General features: G+C 70.4%; 13 protein-coding genes. 6 read left to right on the forward strand and 7 right to left on the reverse strand.

Going from position 1 to position 14,183, the window contains the following annotated elements:
* Positions 1 to 28: 28 nt before the first annotated feature.
* Positions 29 to 1,873 carry a translational GTPase TypA gene (gene typA / locus C6N40_RS05560; RefSeq protein WP_106990023.1) on the reverse strand — a complete coding sequence of 615 codons (1,845 nt, stop codon included), beginning with the start codon at positions 1,871 to 1,873 and terminating at the stop codon, positions 29 to 31.
* 161 nt (positions 1,874 to 2,034) lie between these two features.
* Here typA and C6N40_RS05565 point away from each other — a divergent pair, with 161 nt between their 5' ends.
* The gene (locus C6N40_RS05565; protein ID WP_106990024.1) at positions 2,035 to 2,538 is read left to right on the forward strand and encodes a peptidylprolyl isomerase; all 504 of its coding nucleotides are present in this window, start codon (positions 2,035 to 2,037) and stop codon (positions 2,536 to 2,538) included.
* Positions 2,539 to 2,571: 33 nt separating this feature from the next.
* Here the strand turns inward: C6N40_RS05565 and C6N40_RS05570 are convergent, their stop codons facing one another.
* Genes C6N40_RS05570 through C6N40_RS13985 form a run of 3 tightly spaced genes read right to left on the reverse strand, consistent with a single transcriptional unit; the run spans position 2,572 to position 5,083 of the window.
* On the reverse strand, positions 2,572 to 3,159 hold the full coding sequence (locus tag C6N40_RS05570; RefSeq protein WP_106990025.1) for a hypothetical protein: 588 nt from the start codon (positions 3,157 to 3,159) through the stop codon (positions 2,572 to 2,574).
* The gene (locus tag C6N40_RS13980; RefSeq protein WP_240183467.1) at positions 3,156 to 4,307 is read right to left on the reverse strand and encodes a M48 family metallopeptidase; all 1,152 of its coding nucleotides are present in this window, start codon (positions 4,305 to 4,307) and stop codon (positions 3,156 to 3,158) included. The genes C6N40_RS05570 and C6N40_RS13980 overlap by 4 nt, the downstream gene beginning before the upstream one ends.
* Positions 4,308 to 4,336: 29 nt before the next feature.
* Positions 4,337 to 5,083 carry a hypothetical protein gene (locus C6N40_RS13985; RefSeq protein WP_162782094.1) on the reverse strand — a complete coding sequence of 249 codons (747 nt, stop codon included), beginning with the start codon at positions 5,081 to 5,083 and terminating at the stop codon, positions 4,337 to 4,339.
* Between the two features lie 132 nt (positions 5,084 to 5,215).
* Here C6N40_RS13985 and C6N40_RS05580 point away from each other — a divergent pair, with 132 nt between their 5' ends.
* The 3 genes from C6N40_RS05580 to prpB are packed head-to-tail and all read left to right on the forward strand — an operon-like array spanning position 5,216 to position 8,345.
* Positions 5,216 to 6,415, forward strand: coding sequence for an aminotransferase class I/II-fold pyridoxal phosphate-dependent enzyme (locus C6N40_RS05580; RefSeq protein WP_106990026.1), 1,200 nt, complete (start codon positions 5,216 to 5,218; stop codon positions 6,413 to 6,415).
* 9 nt (positions 6,416 to 6,424) lie between these two features.
* Complete coding sequence (locus C6N40_RS05585; RefSeq protein WP_106990027.1) at positions 6,425 to 7,408, forward strand: malate dehydrogenase; 984 nt, start codon at positions 6,425 to 6,427, stop codon at positions 7,406 to 7,408.
* A gap of 49 nt (positions 7,409 to 7,457) precedes the next feature.
* Positions 7,458 to 8,345: a methylisocitrate lyase gene (gene prpB, locus C6N40_RS05590; RefSeq protein WP_106990028.1), complete on the forward strand. Its 888-nt coding sequence runs from the start codon at positions 7,458 to 7,460 to the stop codon at positions 8,343 to 8,345.
* A gap of 19 nt (positions 8,346 to 8,364) precedes the next feature.
* Here the strand turns inward: prpB and C6N40_RS05595 are convergent, their stop codons facing one another.
* Entirely contained in the window at positions 8,365 to 9,159 is a 795-nt protein-coding gene (locus C6N40_RS05595) for an ion transporter (protein WP_106990029.1), read from the reverse strand.
* 104 nt (positions 9,160 to 9,263) lie between these two features.
* Between C6N40_RS05595 and prpC the strand changes: the two genes are divergently transcribed.
* Positions 9,264 to 10,409 (forward strand): bifunctional 2-methylcitrate synthase/citrate synthase, encoded by a 1,146-nt coding sequence (prpC, locus tag C6N40_RS05600; RefSeq protein ID WP_106990030.1) that lies wholly within the window; start codon positions 9,264 to 9,266, stop codon positions 10,407 to 10,409.
* 7 nt (positions 10,410 to 10,416) lie between these two features.
* On the opposite strand, the gene C6N40_RS05605 is transcribed toward prpC, so the two are convergent.
* Complete coding sequence (locus tag C6N40_RS05605) at positions 10,417 to 12,369, reverse strand: monovalent cation:proton antiporter family protein (protein WP_106990031.1); 1,953 nt, start codon at positions 12,367 to 12,369, stop codon at positions 10,417 to 10,419.
* A 95-nt stretch (positions 12,370 to 12,464) separates the two neighbouring features.
* Between C6N40_RS05605 and C6N40_RS05610 the strand changes: the two genes are divergently transcribed.
* Positions 12,465 to 13,358, forward strand: coding sequence for a universal stress protein (locus C6N40_RS05610; protein WP_162782095.1), 894 nt, complete (start codon positions 12,465 to 12,467; stop codon positions 13,356 to 13,358).
* A 10-nt stretch (positions 13,359 to 13,368) separates the two neighbouring features.
* Here C6N40_RS05610 and C6N40_RS05615 read toward each other — a convergent pair whose 3' ends face one another.
* Positions 13,369 to 13,875, reverse strand: coding sequence for a cell wall hydrolase (locus tag C6N40_RS05615; RefSeq protein ID WP_106990033.1), 507 nt, complete (start codon positions 13,873 to 13,875; stop codon positions 13,369 to 13,371).
* Between the last annotated feature and the right edge of the window lie 308 nt (positions 13,876 to 14,183).

The raw sequence follows: 14,183 nt of genomic DNA on the forward strand, positions 1-14,183 counted from the left end.
TGGCCGCGAGGGGCGGCCACCCGTGGCCTCAGCCGGCGCGCGAGGCGCGCTTGCGGTCGTTCTCGGTGCGGTGCTTCTTGCGCAGTCGGATGGCAAGCGGGGTGACTTCGACCAGCTCGTCGTCGTCGATGAACTCCAGCGCCTGCTCGAGCGAGAACTTGATGGCCGGGATCAGGCCCTCGTCCTTGTCGGTGCCCGAGGCGCGGAAGTTGGTGAGCTGCTTGCCGCGCAGGGCGTTGACCGTCAGGTCGTTGTCCTTGGCGTGGATGCCGACGATCTGGCCTTCGTAGATCTCCTCGCCCGGCTCGATCAGCAGGCGGCCGCGCTCCTGCATGCCGATCTGGGCGTAGGCCGGCGACGGGCCCTGGCCGTTGGAGATCAGCACGCCGTTCTGGCGCTGGCCGATGTCGCCCTCGGCCTTCGGCGCGTAATGGTCGAAGACGTGGAAGAGCAGGCCGGTGCCGGCGGTGAGGGTGCGGAACTCGGTCTGGAAGCCGATCAGGCCGCGCGCCGGGATGATGAAATCAAGGCGCACCCGGCCCTTGCCGTCGGGTTCCATGTTCTGCAGCAGCGCCTTGCGCTCGCCCAGGCGCTGCATCACGCCGCCCTGGTACTGCTCCTCGAGATCGACCACCAGCGCTTCGTAGGGCTCCTGCCTGACGCCGTCGATCTCGCGGATGATCACCTCGGGGCGCGACACGGCCAGCTCGTAGCCCTCGCGGCGCATGGTCTCGATCAGGATCGACAGGTGCAGTTCGCCGCGGCCGCTGACCTTGAACTTGTCGGCGTCGGCGGTGTCCTCGACCTTCAGCGCGACGTTGTGCTGCGTCTCGCGCATCAGGCGGTCGCGCAGCTGGCGCGAGGTGAGGAACTTGCCGCCGCTGCGCTCCTTGTTGCCGGCGAAGGGCGAGTCGTTGACCTGGAAGGTCATCGAGATGGTCGGCTCGTCGACGGTGAGCACCGGCAGCTGCTCGGGTGCGGACGGGTCGCAGATGGTGTCGGAGATGCCCAGGCCCTCGATGCCCGAGATGGCGATGATGTCGCCAGCCTGCGCTTCCTTGACCTCGTGCCGCTCCAGGCCGTGGAAGCCCAGCACCTGCAGCACCTTGCCGGCGCGGGTCTTGCCCTCGCGGTCGATCACGGTGACCGGCATGTTGGTGCGGATCCTGCCGCGCTGCACCCGGCCCACGCCGATGATGCCGACGTAGTTGTTGTAGTCCAGCGAGGTGATGCGCATCTGGAACGGGCCGTCGAGGTCGACCGGCGGCGGCGGGACCTTGTCGATGATGGTCTGGAACAGCGGGGTCATGTCGCCCGAGCGCACCGACTCGTCCATGCCGGCGTAGCCGTTGAGGCCCGAGGCGTAGACAACGGTGAAGTCGAGCTGTTCGTCGGTGGCGCCGAGGCGGTCGAACAGGTCGAAGGTCTGGTTGAGCACCCAGTCAGGGCGGGCGCCCGGGCGGTCGACCTTGTTGATCACCACGATCGGCTTGAAGCCCATCGCGAAGGCCTTCTGGGTGACGAAGCGGGTCTGCGGCATCGGCCCGTCCATGGCGTCGACCAGGACCAGCACCGAGTCGACCATCGACAGCACGCGCTCGACCTCGCCGCCGAAGTCGGCGTGGCCCGGGGTGTCGACGATGTTGATGCGGTATTCCTCGCCTTCCGGGGACTTCCAGCGGATGGCGGTGTTCTTCGAGAGGATGGTGATGCCGCGCTCCTTCTCGATGTCGCCGCTGTCCATGACGCGCTCGGCCACCTGGGCGCGCTCGTCGAAGGTGCCGGACTGCTTGAGCAGCTGGTCGACCAGGGTGGTCTTGCCGTGGTCGACGTGGGCGACGATGGCGATGTTGCGGAGCTTTTCGATGGACATGCGAAGGGGCGCCGGGGGCGCTTTCTCGTGGGAAAAAATGAGTCGTTCAGTGTATCACGGAATCCGGGTCTTGCCGTCGCCCGGGCGCCAGGGCGGGGCGGCTGTGGCATCCTAGCGCCCCCGCCGGGTTCCGCCCGGCTCCTGCCATCCGGAGTCCCGCCATGTCCCTCACCGCCGTATTCACCACCTCCCGCGGCCCCATCCGCGTCCGCCTGCACGCCGACAAGACCCCGGTCACGGTGGCCAGCTTCGTCAACCTGGCGCAGCGCGGCTTCTACGACGGCCTGAGCTTCCACCGCGTCATCCCCGACTTCATGATCCAGGGCGGCTGCCCCAAGGGCACCGGCACCGGTGGCCCGGGCTACCGCTTCGAGGACGAGTGCCGCGCCGACCTGCGCCACGACAAGCCGGGCGTACTGTCCATGGCCAATGCCGGCCCGGGCACCAACGGCAGCCAGTTCTTCATCACCCACGTCGCCACGCCGTGGCTCGACGGCAAGCACACCGTGTTCGGCGAGGTGCTGGGCGCCGAGGACCAGGCCGTGGTGGACGCCGTGCGCGGCGGCGACAAGATCGAGTCCGTGCGCATCGAGGGCGATGCTTCGGCGCTGCTGGCCGCCCAGGCCGGCCGGATCGCCGACTGGAACGCGGCGCTCGACGCCTGAACCGGGCCGGGCGGGGCGCCGGCCCCGCCCGCCTCAGCGCACGAAGCGCAGGCTGGAGAACATCCGGTCCACCGCCGCGGCGTCGCGCGGGTAGTAGTGCTCCTCCGGCGCCACCCAGACCAGCAGGTTCAGCCGGCCGTCGCGTTCGGCTGCGGCGGCCATGCCGCGATAGCGCAGTCCCCGGCCATTGGCCATCGACAGGTCGAAACGCAGGCCGGGAACGCCGCCGAAATTCGCCGGGCGCAGGCCTTCCGAGTCGACCTGCGCCCAGCCGGCGCCGCGCAGCGCGTCGAGCATGACGTCGCGCACTTCGTCGGGCCGCATGCCGGCCCGGAACCAGGGGCCGTCCGGGCGGCTCCTGCGTTCGCGCGCGCCGAGGAAGACATGCTCGCCCGGGCGCACTTTCGAAATGATGTTCAGCTGGTTGAGCGGGGCGCCGTCGATCGTCCACAGCTCCTGTCGCGTGGCCCGGGTGCGGGCCCAGTCCAGGTCGGTCTGCAGGGCCATGTCGAACACAGTGGCCTCGCCGGCGGACTGCAGGCGGCCACCGGTGCCGGCGCAGGCCGCCAGCAGCAGGAACAGGGCCGCCAGCAGGGCGGCACGAAGCAGGGCAGGGCTCACGGCGAGGCCTCCAGTTGTTCTAGGTATTGGTGCACGAAGGCCGCGTCGTCGGCCTCGGGCGCCAGGGCCAGGTAGCGGGCGAGGGCCTCGCGTGCCCCGGCGCGGTCGCCCTGGTCGCGAAGGGCCAGCCCGTGTTCGCGCCAGGCGGCCGCCGGCGCGCCCGGCAGGGCCAGGGACTCGGCGTAGAGGGCGCGGGCCCGGGCCAGGTCGCCGGCCTCGTTGCGGCGGCGATGCGCCTCGCCCAGGTAGAACGCGTAGGCGCCCTGCAGGTCGTCCGGCGCGCCCTCGCGCAGGTCGGAGAGCACCTGCACCGAGGTGTCGTACATGCGCCGGCCCAGCTCACGTTCGAGCCAGGTGGCCAGGAAGGGGCGAACCGCCTCGAGGTAGGCCTCGCGCCCGCGCTCGCCGGTGGCGCCGCCGGCCTGGGCCGCCTCGGCGGCGGCCCGCACGTCGGCCAGGCGCTCGGCGGTGCGCGGGTGGCTGGCGAACACGGGCAGCGGCTTGCCGTAGCGGCGGGCGTCCTCCTCGTCCTTCATGCGCTGCCAGAGCCGGGCGCCGGCCATCGGGTCGTAACCCTGGGCGAGCGCGGCCGCGAAACCAGTGACATCGGCTTCGCGCTCGGCGTCGCGGGAATAGCCGTACAGGGAGGCGGCGCCCACCAGCCCGGCCAGCTGGCCGGCCGGACCCACCCCCGCGCCCCAGGCCAGCAACCCGAAGGAGCTCAGGAAGGCCGACGTGCGCCGGGTCTTGCGCCACAGGGCGATCGAGTGGCGGTGCTTGTAGTGCGCGTATTCGTGGCCCAGCACGAGGGCCAGTTCGGACTCGTCCTGGAAGCGCAGCAGGGCGCCGGTCCAGACCACCATCATGCCGTTGGGCGCCATCGAGGCGTTGAACCAGGGCTGTTCGACGATGTACACGCGCAGGTCGTCGCAGTGCCCGGCCGCGACCTTGCAGGCGACGCCGCGCACGTAGGCGTTCAGGGCCGGGTCGCGCACCAGTGCCGGGTGCTGGCGCAGTTCGCGCTCGCTGCGCTCCATGGCGTACCAGAGTTCATCCTCGTCGCTTCCCGGCGGCGGGCGCTGGCCGGGGGCGGCGTCGGGCAGCTCGGCGGCGCCGGCCAGGCCGGCGGCGAGCGCCAGCGCAAGCACAGGCAACCAGCGCGGGCGGCACCGGGCGCTCAAAGGGGAAGTCCCGTGAGCATCTGTTTGGCGGTGCGCTCGGCCCCCTCGGCGTCGCGCAGGTCGCCGGTCTGGTTGGCCATCAGGTTGAACCAGACCACCTGGCCCGTGCGCAGGTCGACCAGGGTGGCCACGCCCACCTGCTGGCCGCCGCCGATGTCCACCACCTGGCCGACCGCGGCGCCGGCGAGCAGGGCGAGCACGCGCAGGGCGACCCGTCCGCCGCTGGTGTAGCTGTCGCGGACGTAGGTGAACAGCGCGTAGTCGGCCCCGGTGGCCTCGCGAAGCTCGGACACGCCGTCGCCGAGCGTCCAGTCCAGGCGCCGGCCCTTGGTGGCCAGGTGGCTGCCGGAGCGGGTGTAGACGGCGATGCTCATCGCCACGGCCTCGTTGAGCCGCACCAGCTGGCCCAGGCGCGACTCGGCCGGCAGGTCGTCGGGCAGGTCGAATGCCGGCACGGTGGCGCTGCCCCTGGCTTCGAGCAGGCGCCCGACCGCCTCGGGATAGAGGCGGCGCGCCGCGTCGGACCATTCGCGGCGTGGCTCGAGCAGCCCGCCGGCGGTGACCAGGCTCAGTTCGATGTCCGGCTCGACGATCACCACGCTGCCGGCGATCCGGACCGGCTTGCCGGCCTCGTCGGTGGCCACCCGGTCCTGGTTGTAGGCCTGGGCCGGCAGGCAGAGCGACAGCAGCAGGAAAAGCAGGGGCGCGAAGGCGCGCGGGAACGTTGTCTGGCGCTGGGTCATGGCGGGGCCTCCCTGACCGAAGCATGCCTGATCCGGGGCCGCTGGCAAGCCCCGGGCGGGGCGTCGGCCGGGGGCGGCATGGTATCCTTTCGGGGTTTTCCATCCCGCCAACCCACCCCCGCGAGGATCGTGATGCCCCAGCTCGCCAAGCGCATGGGCCGTGCCAAGCCCAGCGCCATCATGGCCGTCGCCGAGAAGGCCAAGAAGCTCAAGGCCGAAGGCCGCGACATCGTCAGCTTCTCCATCGGCGTCCCCAACTTCCTGCCCGGCCCGCACGTGTATGCGGCGGCCCGCGAGGCGCTGGAAAAGGACAGCGGCCAGTACGGCTCCAACCGCGGCGCCGACGCCCTGCTCGACGCTTTCCTGCACCACCTCGAAGGCCTGGGCCTGGCCGGCTACACGCGCATGAACTGCGCCACCGGCATCGGCGCCAAGCACATCCTGTACAACCTGGCCGAGGCCCTGCTCGACGAAGGCGACACCATCGCCTACGCCGTGCCGTACTGGACCACGTACGCCGACATCGCCGAGGTCCTCAACGCGAAGATCCTCGAGCTGCCGTGCCCGGCCAGCCAGGACTACAAGCTCACCCCGGCCCAGCTCGACGCGGCGCTGGCGAGCAAGCCCAAGGTGTTCCTGTTCAACAACCCGAACAACCCGACCGGCATGGTCTACACCCGCGAGGAAATCGCGGCGCTGGCCGACGTCATCGCCAGGCACCCGGACACCTGGGTGATCACCGACGACATCTACAACACGATGGTGTTCGACGGCATCGGCTACCACAACTTCGTGCAGGCCCGCCCGGAGCTGCGTGAGCGCGTCATCTTCGTCGACTCACTGTCCAAGACCTACGGCATGCCGGGCTGGCGCGTCGGCTTCATGGCCGGCCCCGAAGTCGTGGCCAAGGCGCTGACGGTGCTCAACTCCACCCACATCACCAACCTGCCGGAAGTGGTGGTGGCCGCCGCGGTGGCCGCGCTCACCGGCCCGCAGGACGTGCCCACGGGCAAGTGCGCCGAGTTCCAGGCCAAGCGCGACATGGTCGTGGACACGATGAACGCCATCCCCGGCGTGGTTTGCCCCAAGCCGCAGGGCGCGTTCTATGTGTTCCCGGACATCAGCTGCGCCTTCGGCAAGTCGCACAATGGCGCGAAGATCGCCAACGACGTCGACTTCTGCGCCGTGCTGCTCGAAGCCAAGGGCGTGGCCTGCGTGCCGGGCTCGGCCTTCGGCGAGCCGCGCGCGATGCGCATCAGCTACACCTGCCCGACCGAGCAGCTGCCCAAGGGCCTGCAGCGGATCCAGGAATTCTTCGCCGAACTTTCGTAAGGAGCGTTTATGAAGACCCCCGTTCGCGTCGCCGTCACCGGCGCCGCCGGCCAGATCGGCTACTCGCTGCTGTTCCGCATCGCCTCGGGCGAGATGCTGGGCAAGGACCAGCCGGTCATCCTGCAGATGCTCGAGCTGCCGATGGACAAGGCCCAGGCCGCCCTGCGCGGCGTGATGATGGAGCTCGAGGACTGCGCGTTCCCGCTGCTGGCCGGCATGGTCGGCACCGACGACCCGATGGTCGCCTTCAAGGACGCCGACGTGGCGCTGCTGGTCGGCGCCATGCCGCGCGGCCCGGGCATGGAGCGCAAGGACCTGCTGCTCAAGAACGCCGAGATCTTCACCGTCCAGGGCAAGGCGCTCAACGCCGTCGCCTCGCGCAACGTCAAGGTGCTGGTGGTGGGCAACCCGGCCAACACCAACGCCTACATCGCCATGAAGTCGGCGCCGGACCTCGACCCGAAGAACTTCACCGCCATGCTGCGCCTCGACCACAACCGCGCGCTGTCGCAGCTGGCCACCAAGGCCGGCGTCGCCGTGGCCGACATCGAGAAGCTGGTGGTGTGGGGCAACCACAGCCCGACCATGTACCCGGACTACCGCTTCGCCACCGTCGGCGGCACCTCGCTCAAGGACAGGATCGGCGACGAGGAGTGGAACCGCGCCACCTTCATCCCGGTGGTCGGCAAGCGCGGCGCGGCCATCATCGAGGCCCGCGGCCTGAGCTCGGCCGCCTCGGCCGCCAACGCCGCCATCGACCACGTGCGCGACTGGGTGCTGGGCACCAACGGCAAGTGGGCCACCATGGGCATCCCCTCCGACGGCAGCTACGGCATTCCGAAGGACGTGATGTACGGCTTCCCGGTGATCTGCAAGGACGGCAAGTACGAGATCGTGCAGGGCCTGGAGATCGACGAGTACTCGCGCTCGATGATGGACAAGACCCTCGCCGAGCTCGAGGAAGAGCGCGCAGGCGTCGCCCACCTGCTCTGATCCCCCCTGAAGGCGGCCCCCGGGCCGCCTTCTGCTTCGAGGTAACCCGATGTCGAACCAGAATTCCGCCGGCGCGCGTTTCCGCGCAGCCCTCGCCGCCGAAACCCCGCTGCAGGTGATGGGTGCCATCACCGCCTATGCCGGCCTGATGGCCAAGCGCACCGGCTACAAGGCGCTGTACCTCTCGGGCGGCGGCGTCGCCGCCAATTCGCTGGGCATGCCAGACCTGGGCATCAGCACGATGGAAGACGTGCTCACCGACGCCCGCCGCATCGTCGACGCCACCGGCATGCCCCTGCTGGTGGACATCGACACCGGCTGGGGTGGCGCCTTCAACATCGCCCGCACGATCCGCAGCTTCCAGCGCATCGGCGTCGCCGCCGTGCACATGGAGGACCAGGTGGGCCAGAAGCGCTGCGGCCACCGCCCGGGCAAGGAGGTGGTGTCGAAGGATGAGATGGTCGACCGCGTGAAGGCAGCGGTGGACGCGCGCAGCGACGACGGCTTCGTCATCATGGCCCGCACCGACGCGGCGGCCGTGGAGGGCCTGGACGCCGCCATCGAGCGCGCGGTCGCCTACGTCGAGGCGGGTGCGGACATGGTCTTCCCCGAGGCGATGACCTCGCTCGACGACTACCGCAAGGTCAAGGCCGCCGTGAAGGTCCCGGTGCTGGCCAACCTCACCGAGTTCGGCTCGACCCCGTTCTACACTACCGACGAGCTGCGCGACGCCGGCGTGGACATCGCGCTGTACTGCTGCGGCGCCTACCGGGCCATGAACAAGGCCGCGCTGCACTTCTACGAGACGGTGCGCCGCGAAGGCACGCAGAAGAACATCATCGACACCCTGCAGACGCGGGCCGAGCTTTACGACTTCCTCGGCTACCACGCCTACGAGGACAAGCTCGACGAGCTGTTCGCGAAAAAGGGCGGCTGAGGCCAGCCGCCCCCGGGGCTCAGCGCTCCAGCCGCGACGCGAGCAGGGCCACCTGCTCGCGCAGCGCCCGCACCTCGGACACCAGCGGCTCCTCGGCGTGGGAGACGGCGTCCTCGACGGTCTTCTTGCGCTCGGCGTCGATTTCCGACTGCATGGCCGACACCACCACGCCGATGAACAGGTTCAGGGCGGTGAAGCTGGTGGCCAGGATGAAGGGCACGAAGAACAGCCACGACTGCGGGTGCACTTCCATCACCGGCCGGACGATGCCCATCGACCACGACTCGAGGGTCATCACCTGGAACAGGGTGTAGAGCGAGGCCGGCACGTCGCCGAACCACTCGGGGAAGGTCGGGCCGTAGAGCTTGGTGGCCATGACCGCGCCGACGTAGAAGATCAGGCCCAGCAGCAGCACGATCGAGCCCATGCCGGGCAGGGCGCCCAGCAGGGCGCCAACCACCCGGCGCAGCGACGGCACCACCGTCACCAGGCGCAGCACGCGCAGCACGCGCAGGGCGCGCAGCACCGCCAGCGGGCCGCTGGCGGGCAGCAGGGCGATGCCCACCACCACGAAATCGAACAGGTTCCAGGGGTCGCGGACGAAGCGGAGGCGCTGGACGAAGATCTTCGCCGCCAGTTCGAGCACGAAGACGGCGAGCGCGAAGGTGTCGATGGCCTGCAGCACGCCGCCCCAGCGGGCCACGATGGCCGGTTCGGTTTCCAGCCCCAGTACGGCGGCGTTGATCAGGATCAGGACCAGGATGAAGCGCTCGGTGGATCGGTGGGCGAGCAGGCGGGCGAGGAGGGCGGTCATGGCGGGGTGCCGGGTTCCTGGGGTTGGGTTCTGGAAGGATGGGGACGAGGGCGGATTCTAGACGGCCGCGACCTTCTATAATCAGGTTTTTCCCGGAGGCCCCCATGTCCGAACAAGTCCTTCCCAAGGCCAAGAAGTCCGTCGCCCTCAGCGGCACGGCCGCCGGCAACACCGCCCTGTGCACCGTCGGCCGCAGCGGCAACGATCTGCACTACCGCGGCTACGACATCAAGGACCTGGCCACGAAGGCCGGTTTCGAGGAGGTCGCCCACCTGCTCGTGCACGGCAGCCTGCCCACCGCCGGCCAGCTCAAGGCTTACAAGGCCAAGCTGCGCCGCCTGCGCGGCCTGCCTGCCATCGTCACCGAAGCCCTGGAGCTGGTGCCGGCCAACGCCCATCCGATGGACGTGCTGCGCACCGGCTGCTCGGTGCTCGGCACGGTGTTGCCCGAGCGCGAGGGCCACCCGGTGGCCGAGGCGCGCGACATCGCCGACCGCCTGATGGCCAGCTTCGGCTCGATGCTGCTGTACTGGTGGCACTTCACCCGCAACGGCCGCCGCATCGAGGTCGAGACCGACGACGACACCATCGCCGGCCACTTCCTGCACCTGCTGCACGGCGAGCCGCCCAGCGCTTCGCACGCCGAAGCCCTGGACAAGTCGCTGGTGCTCTACGCCGAGCACGAGTTCAACGCCTCCACCTTCACCGCGCGCGTCATCGCCGGCACCGGATCCGACCTGTTCAGCTGCATCACCGGCGCCATCGGCGCGCTGCGTGGCCCGAAGCACGGCGGCGCCAACGAGGTGGCGATGGACATCATCGCCCGCTACGGCAGCGCCGACGAGGCCGAGGCCGACATCCGCGCCCGGGTCGAGCGCAAGGAAATCGTCATCGGCTTCGGCCACCCGGTCTACACCGTGGGCGATCCGCGCAACCCGATCATCAAGGAGATCTCGCGCAAGCTCTGCGCCGAAGGCGGCAACAAGACGCTGTTCGACGTGAGCGAGCGCATCGAGACCCTGATGTGGGACATGAAGAAGATGTTCCCCAACCTCGACTGGTACAGCGCCTCGGCCTACCACATGATGGGCGTGCCGACCGCGATGTTCACCCCGCTGTTCGTCATCGCCCGCACCTCCGGCTGGAGCGCGCACGTGATCGAGCAGCGCATCGACGGCAAGATCATCCGGCCGAGCGCCAACTACACCGGTCCCGAGGACCGCGAGTTCCTGCCGATCGACAAGCGCTGAGCGGCGCTCAGGCGCCCTGCAGCAGGCTGGCGGCCCGGGCGACCTCGTCCTCCGTGCCGCGCAGCACCACGGTGTCGCCTTCGGCGAGCACGGTGCCGGGGGCAGGGTCGAGCAGGCGCTCGCCGTCGCGGACGATCGCCGCGGCGGCGCCGTCGCCCAGGCCGAGCTCCTGCAGCGTCTTGCCACAGGCATTGCAGCCCGGCGGCAGGGCCACCGGCGAGAGCTGCTCGGCCGGCGTGGCGCCCTCGACCTCGCCGGCGAAGCGGGCCCGCAGCAGCGGGTAGCGCGCCGCCCGCTGTTCTTCGACCAGTTCCAGGATGCGCCCGGGCGCCACGTGCAGGCGGTCGAGCACGTGGGTGGCGATCATCAGGCCGGCCTCCAGCGTTTCCGGGACGATCTCGGTGGCGCCGGCTTCGCGCAGGGCCTCGAGCTGGCTGTCGTCGCGCGTGCGCACCAGCACCGGAAGCCTGGGATGCCGCGCCCGCACCAGGCCCAGCACGCGCAGGCTGGCGGCGGTGTCGTCGTTGCTCAGCACCATCAGTCGCGCGCGGTCCAGGCCCATGGACTCGAGCATCGCGGGGTCCGAGGCGTCGCCGAAGAACACCGGTTCGCCGGCCTGGCGTGCCTGCCGCACCTTGGCCAGGTCCAGGTCCATCGCACCCCAGGCGATGCCCTGCTGCTCGAGGATGTGGCCCACGCTCTGGCCGATCCGGCCATAACCGCAAACGATCACATGCCGCTCGAGACTTTCGGTCCCGACGCCGATCGCCATCGCCTCGGAGGCGCTCTCACGCTGTTTCGGGGTCAGCGCGCGGGCGATCGGGCCGCTGAAGCGAATCAGCAGCGGGCCGAGGATGAAGGAGAACAGGACCGCGGTGAACGCGACCTGGGACTGGAATTGATCCAGGGCGCCGCTGGTGATGCTGATGGCGAGCAGGGCCAGGCCGAACTCGCCGCCCACGGCGACGATCAGGCCGGTGCGCCAGGCCGACTCGAGCGGCATGCCGGCGCGGCGCACCAGCGCCGCCACCAGCAGGGTCTTGCTGGCCAGCATCACCACGGCGCCGCCCAGCGCCCAGGCCCAGACGTCGGGCAGCGCCGAGGGCTCGAACAGCATGCCGATGCCGATGAAGAACAGCCCCAGCAGCACGTCGCGGAAGGGACGGATGGTGGCCTCGACCTGGTGGCGGAACTCCGTCTCGCCCAGCACCATGCCGGCCAGGAAGGCGCCGAAGGCCAACGACAGGCCCAGCACCTCGGTCACCGAGCCGGCGCTGAGCGAAACAAACAGCACCAGCAGGGTGAAGGCCTCGGCCGAGCGCTGGCGCGCGACCACCCGGAACAGCGGCCTGAGCAGCCAGCGCCCGAGGAAGAACACCAGCAGGGTGGCGACGGCCGCCTTGGCCAGGGCCGTGCCGATCAGCAGGCCGATGGCGGCCGCGCCGACCGCGGTGCCCAGCACCGGGATCACCACGATCAGCGGTACGGCCGTCACGTCCTGGAACACCGACATGGCCGTTCCGAGCCGGCCGTGGGGCGAGTTCTCCTCGCCCTGGTCCGAGAGCTGCTTGCTGATCAGGGTGGTGGAGGACTGGGCGAAGATCGCGCCGATCGCGAAGGCGGCCATCGGGTGCGCGCCCAGCAGCCAGGCCAGCAGGCCCACCACCAGCGTCGTCAGGCCGACCTGGGCGGTGCCCAGCCAGAGCACCTGGCCGCGCAGCGCATGCAGCTGCGGCAGCGAATAGTTCAGGCCGATGGTGAAGAGCAGGAAGACGATGCCGAATTCGGCGAACAGGTGGATGTTGCCGTCGTCTTCCACCAGCCCGATGATCGGCGGCCCGAGCAGCACGCCCACCGCCAGGTAGGACAGGCTGGTGGGGATGCGCAGGCGCTGGCAGACGAGGAAACTGGCGATGGCTGCGCCGAGCAGCAAAAGCACCTGCGCCAGACCATGCTCCACGCCGTTTCCCCTTGACCGTCCATTGCCGTTGCGGGCAGTTTAGGGCACACCTCCCCGCTCCGACAGGATGCGCCCGCCCCGTGCGGATCGAAGCCATGGCACCGTCGCCGGAAATCATCATCGCCGCCACCGATTTTTCCGACGCCGCCGGGCTTGCCGTGGAGCGCGCGGCGGCCATTGCCCGTGGCCACCGCTGGCGCCTGCGCCTGCTGCACGCGCTGGGCGACGGCGACTTGCTGGAGCGGCTGGACCAGGGGCTGCGCGGCGAGTTCTCGGTCGAACTGGCGCGCCGGGCCGCCGGCTCGCGGCTGGCCCGCGAGCGCGAGCGGCTGCTCGCGGCGGGCGTGGCCGACGTTGATTACGAAGTCATCGAGGGCACCTTGCCGTCCCTGCTGCCGCAGGTGCTGCACCAGGGCGAGCATGGGGTGGTGGTGATCGGTGCACAGGGGGAAACCGGGTTCCGCCAGACCCTGCTCGGCTCGACGGCCGACCGGGTGCTGCGCTCGGGGGCCTTGCCGGTGCTGCTGGCCCGCCGGGATCCCGGGCAGCCCTATCGTCGGGTGGTGCTGGCGACCGACTTCTCCGACTCATCCCTGCGCGCGGCCCGGCTGGGCCTGGCGCTGGCGGCCGGGGCCGGGTTCTACCTGCTGCACGCACTCGAACTGCCGCCCGACCGCAGCCTGGCGTTCGCCAACGCCTCGCCGGAAACGAAAGAAGCGTTCCACCACGAGGCGCGCGAGCGCGCCAACCGCCAGCTGCAGGCCTTCGGGGCCCGGGTGGGCGAGGGTGGCGTCGAGCTCACCCGCGCGGTCCGAGAAGGGCCGCCCGCGGCCGTGCTGTCCGCCTTCGTCGAAGAGGCGGAGATCGACCTGGTCGTGCTGGGGTCGCGCCCGCGGGCGCGCTGGGAAGCCAACCTGCTGGGCAGCACGGCGCTGTTCGCGACCAACGGCCTGCCCTGCGACGTGCTGCTGGTCCCCGGCGGGGAGTGAGCCGGGCGCCTCAGGGCGCCATGCGCTGCGTCGTGGCCGGGCTCGAAGCGACCACCAGGGCCGGGGCCGGCGGGGACAGGCGCTGCACCCGGAAGAAGGTGTGGTCGCCGATGGTGGCCACCTGCGGGGCGCTGGCCCAGGCCGGGTTGGCCAGGTCCAGGGCGGCGAAGTGGCTGGCGCCGGGCACCACTTCCCGGCGCTCGCCGGGCGGCAGGCGCCAGTCGGACTGGGCCTGGAAGGCCACCTCGACGGCCTGTTCCCAGGCCTTGAGGTTCTTCATGCGAAGCCCCGGATTGACGATGGTCGGGGCGAACTGTTTGCGGGCGGTGACCACCTCGCACACCGAATCCCCCCACTGGCCGCTGTCGCGGCGGCGCAGGGCGACCTCGGCCACGGCGCGCTGGCCCAGTTCGGACTGGTTGCGGGCCTCGAGGTAGACCGTGGTCGCCAGGCAGAGCGGGTCGGCGGCCGGCTGGGGAAGGATCGAGGCCAGCCAAAGGACGAAAGACAGCTTCATGGCGGAACTCCTTGCTCCGTTGCGCCGCACGTCCTCCGTCCGCCTTGCGGCGGTTCCTGCCGGGGTACAACGGGCTGGATGGAGTGGTGCGGCCTGGCGTTTTGGGGATGGACGAGCCGGGCTCGCATTCCGGGGTCGCAGGTCGGTTGCGCGACCCCCTGGAATCCCCGCAAAGCCATGCGCTGCGGGACCGAATTAAGGCGCGGCCCTGGGGCCGGGCGCCGTTTCCAGGCGCGCATACTACGGGGGAAAACCGAACCTTGCCTGAACGGCCCTCGCCAAGTCTTTGATTCTACTTGGAGCAACTA

It is taken from the genome of Arenimonas caeni (assembly GCF_003024235.1).
GTDB classification, from domain to species: domain Bacteria; phylum Pseudomonadota; class Gammaproteobacteria; order Xanthomonadales; family Xanthomonadaceae; genus Arenimonas; species Arenimonas caeni.

Excerpts from the sequence above, each read along its gene's own strand:
- typA (WP_106990023.1), bottom strand. The coding sequence starts at position 1,873 with ATGTCCATCGAAAAGCTCCGCAACATCGCCATCGTCGCCCACGTCGAC.
- C6N40_RS05565 (WP_106990024.1), top strand. The coding sequence starts at position 2,035 with ATGTCCCTCACCGCCGTATTCACCACCTCCCGCGGCCCCATCCGCGTC.
- C6N40_RS13985 (WP_162782094.1), bottom strand. The coding sequence starts at position 5,083 with ATGACCCAGCGCCAGACAACGTTCCCGCGCGCCTTCGCGCCCCTGCTT.
- C6N40_RS05580 (WP_106990026.1), top strand. The coding sequence starts at position 5,216 with ATGCCCCAGCTCGCCAAGCGCATGGGCCGTGCCAAGCCCAGCGCCATC.
- C6N40_RS05585 (WP_106990027.1), top strand. The coding sequence starts at position 6,425 with ATGAAGACCCCCGTTCGCGTCGCCGTCACCGGCGCCGCCGGCCAGATC.
- prpB (WP_106990028.1), top strand. The coding sequence starts at position 7,458 with ATGTCGAACCAGAATTCCGCCGGCGCGCGTTTCCGCGCAGCCCTCGCC.
- C6N40_RS05595 (WP_106990029.1), bottom strand. The coding sequence starts at position 9,159 with ATGACCGCCCTCCTCGCCCGCCTGCTCGCCCACCGATCCACCGAGCGC.
- prpC (WP_106990030.1), top strand. The coding sequence starts at position 9,264 with ATGTCCGAACAAGTCCTTCCCAAGGCCAAGAAGTCCGTCGCCCTCAGC.
- C6N40_RS05610 (WP_162782095.1), top strand. The coding sequence starts at position 12,465 with ATGGCACCGTCGCCGGAAATCATCATCGCCGCCACCGATTTTTCCGAC.
- C6N40_RS05615 (WP_106990033.1), bottom strand. The coding sequence starts at position 13,875 with ATGAAGCTGTCTTTCGTCCTTTGGCTGGCCTCGATCCTTCCCCAGCCG.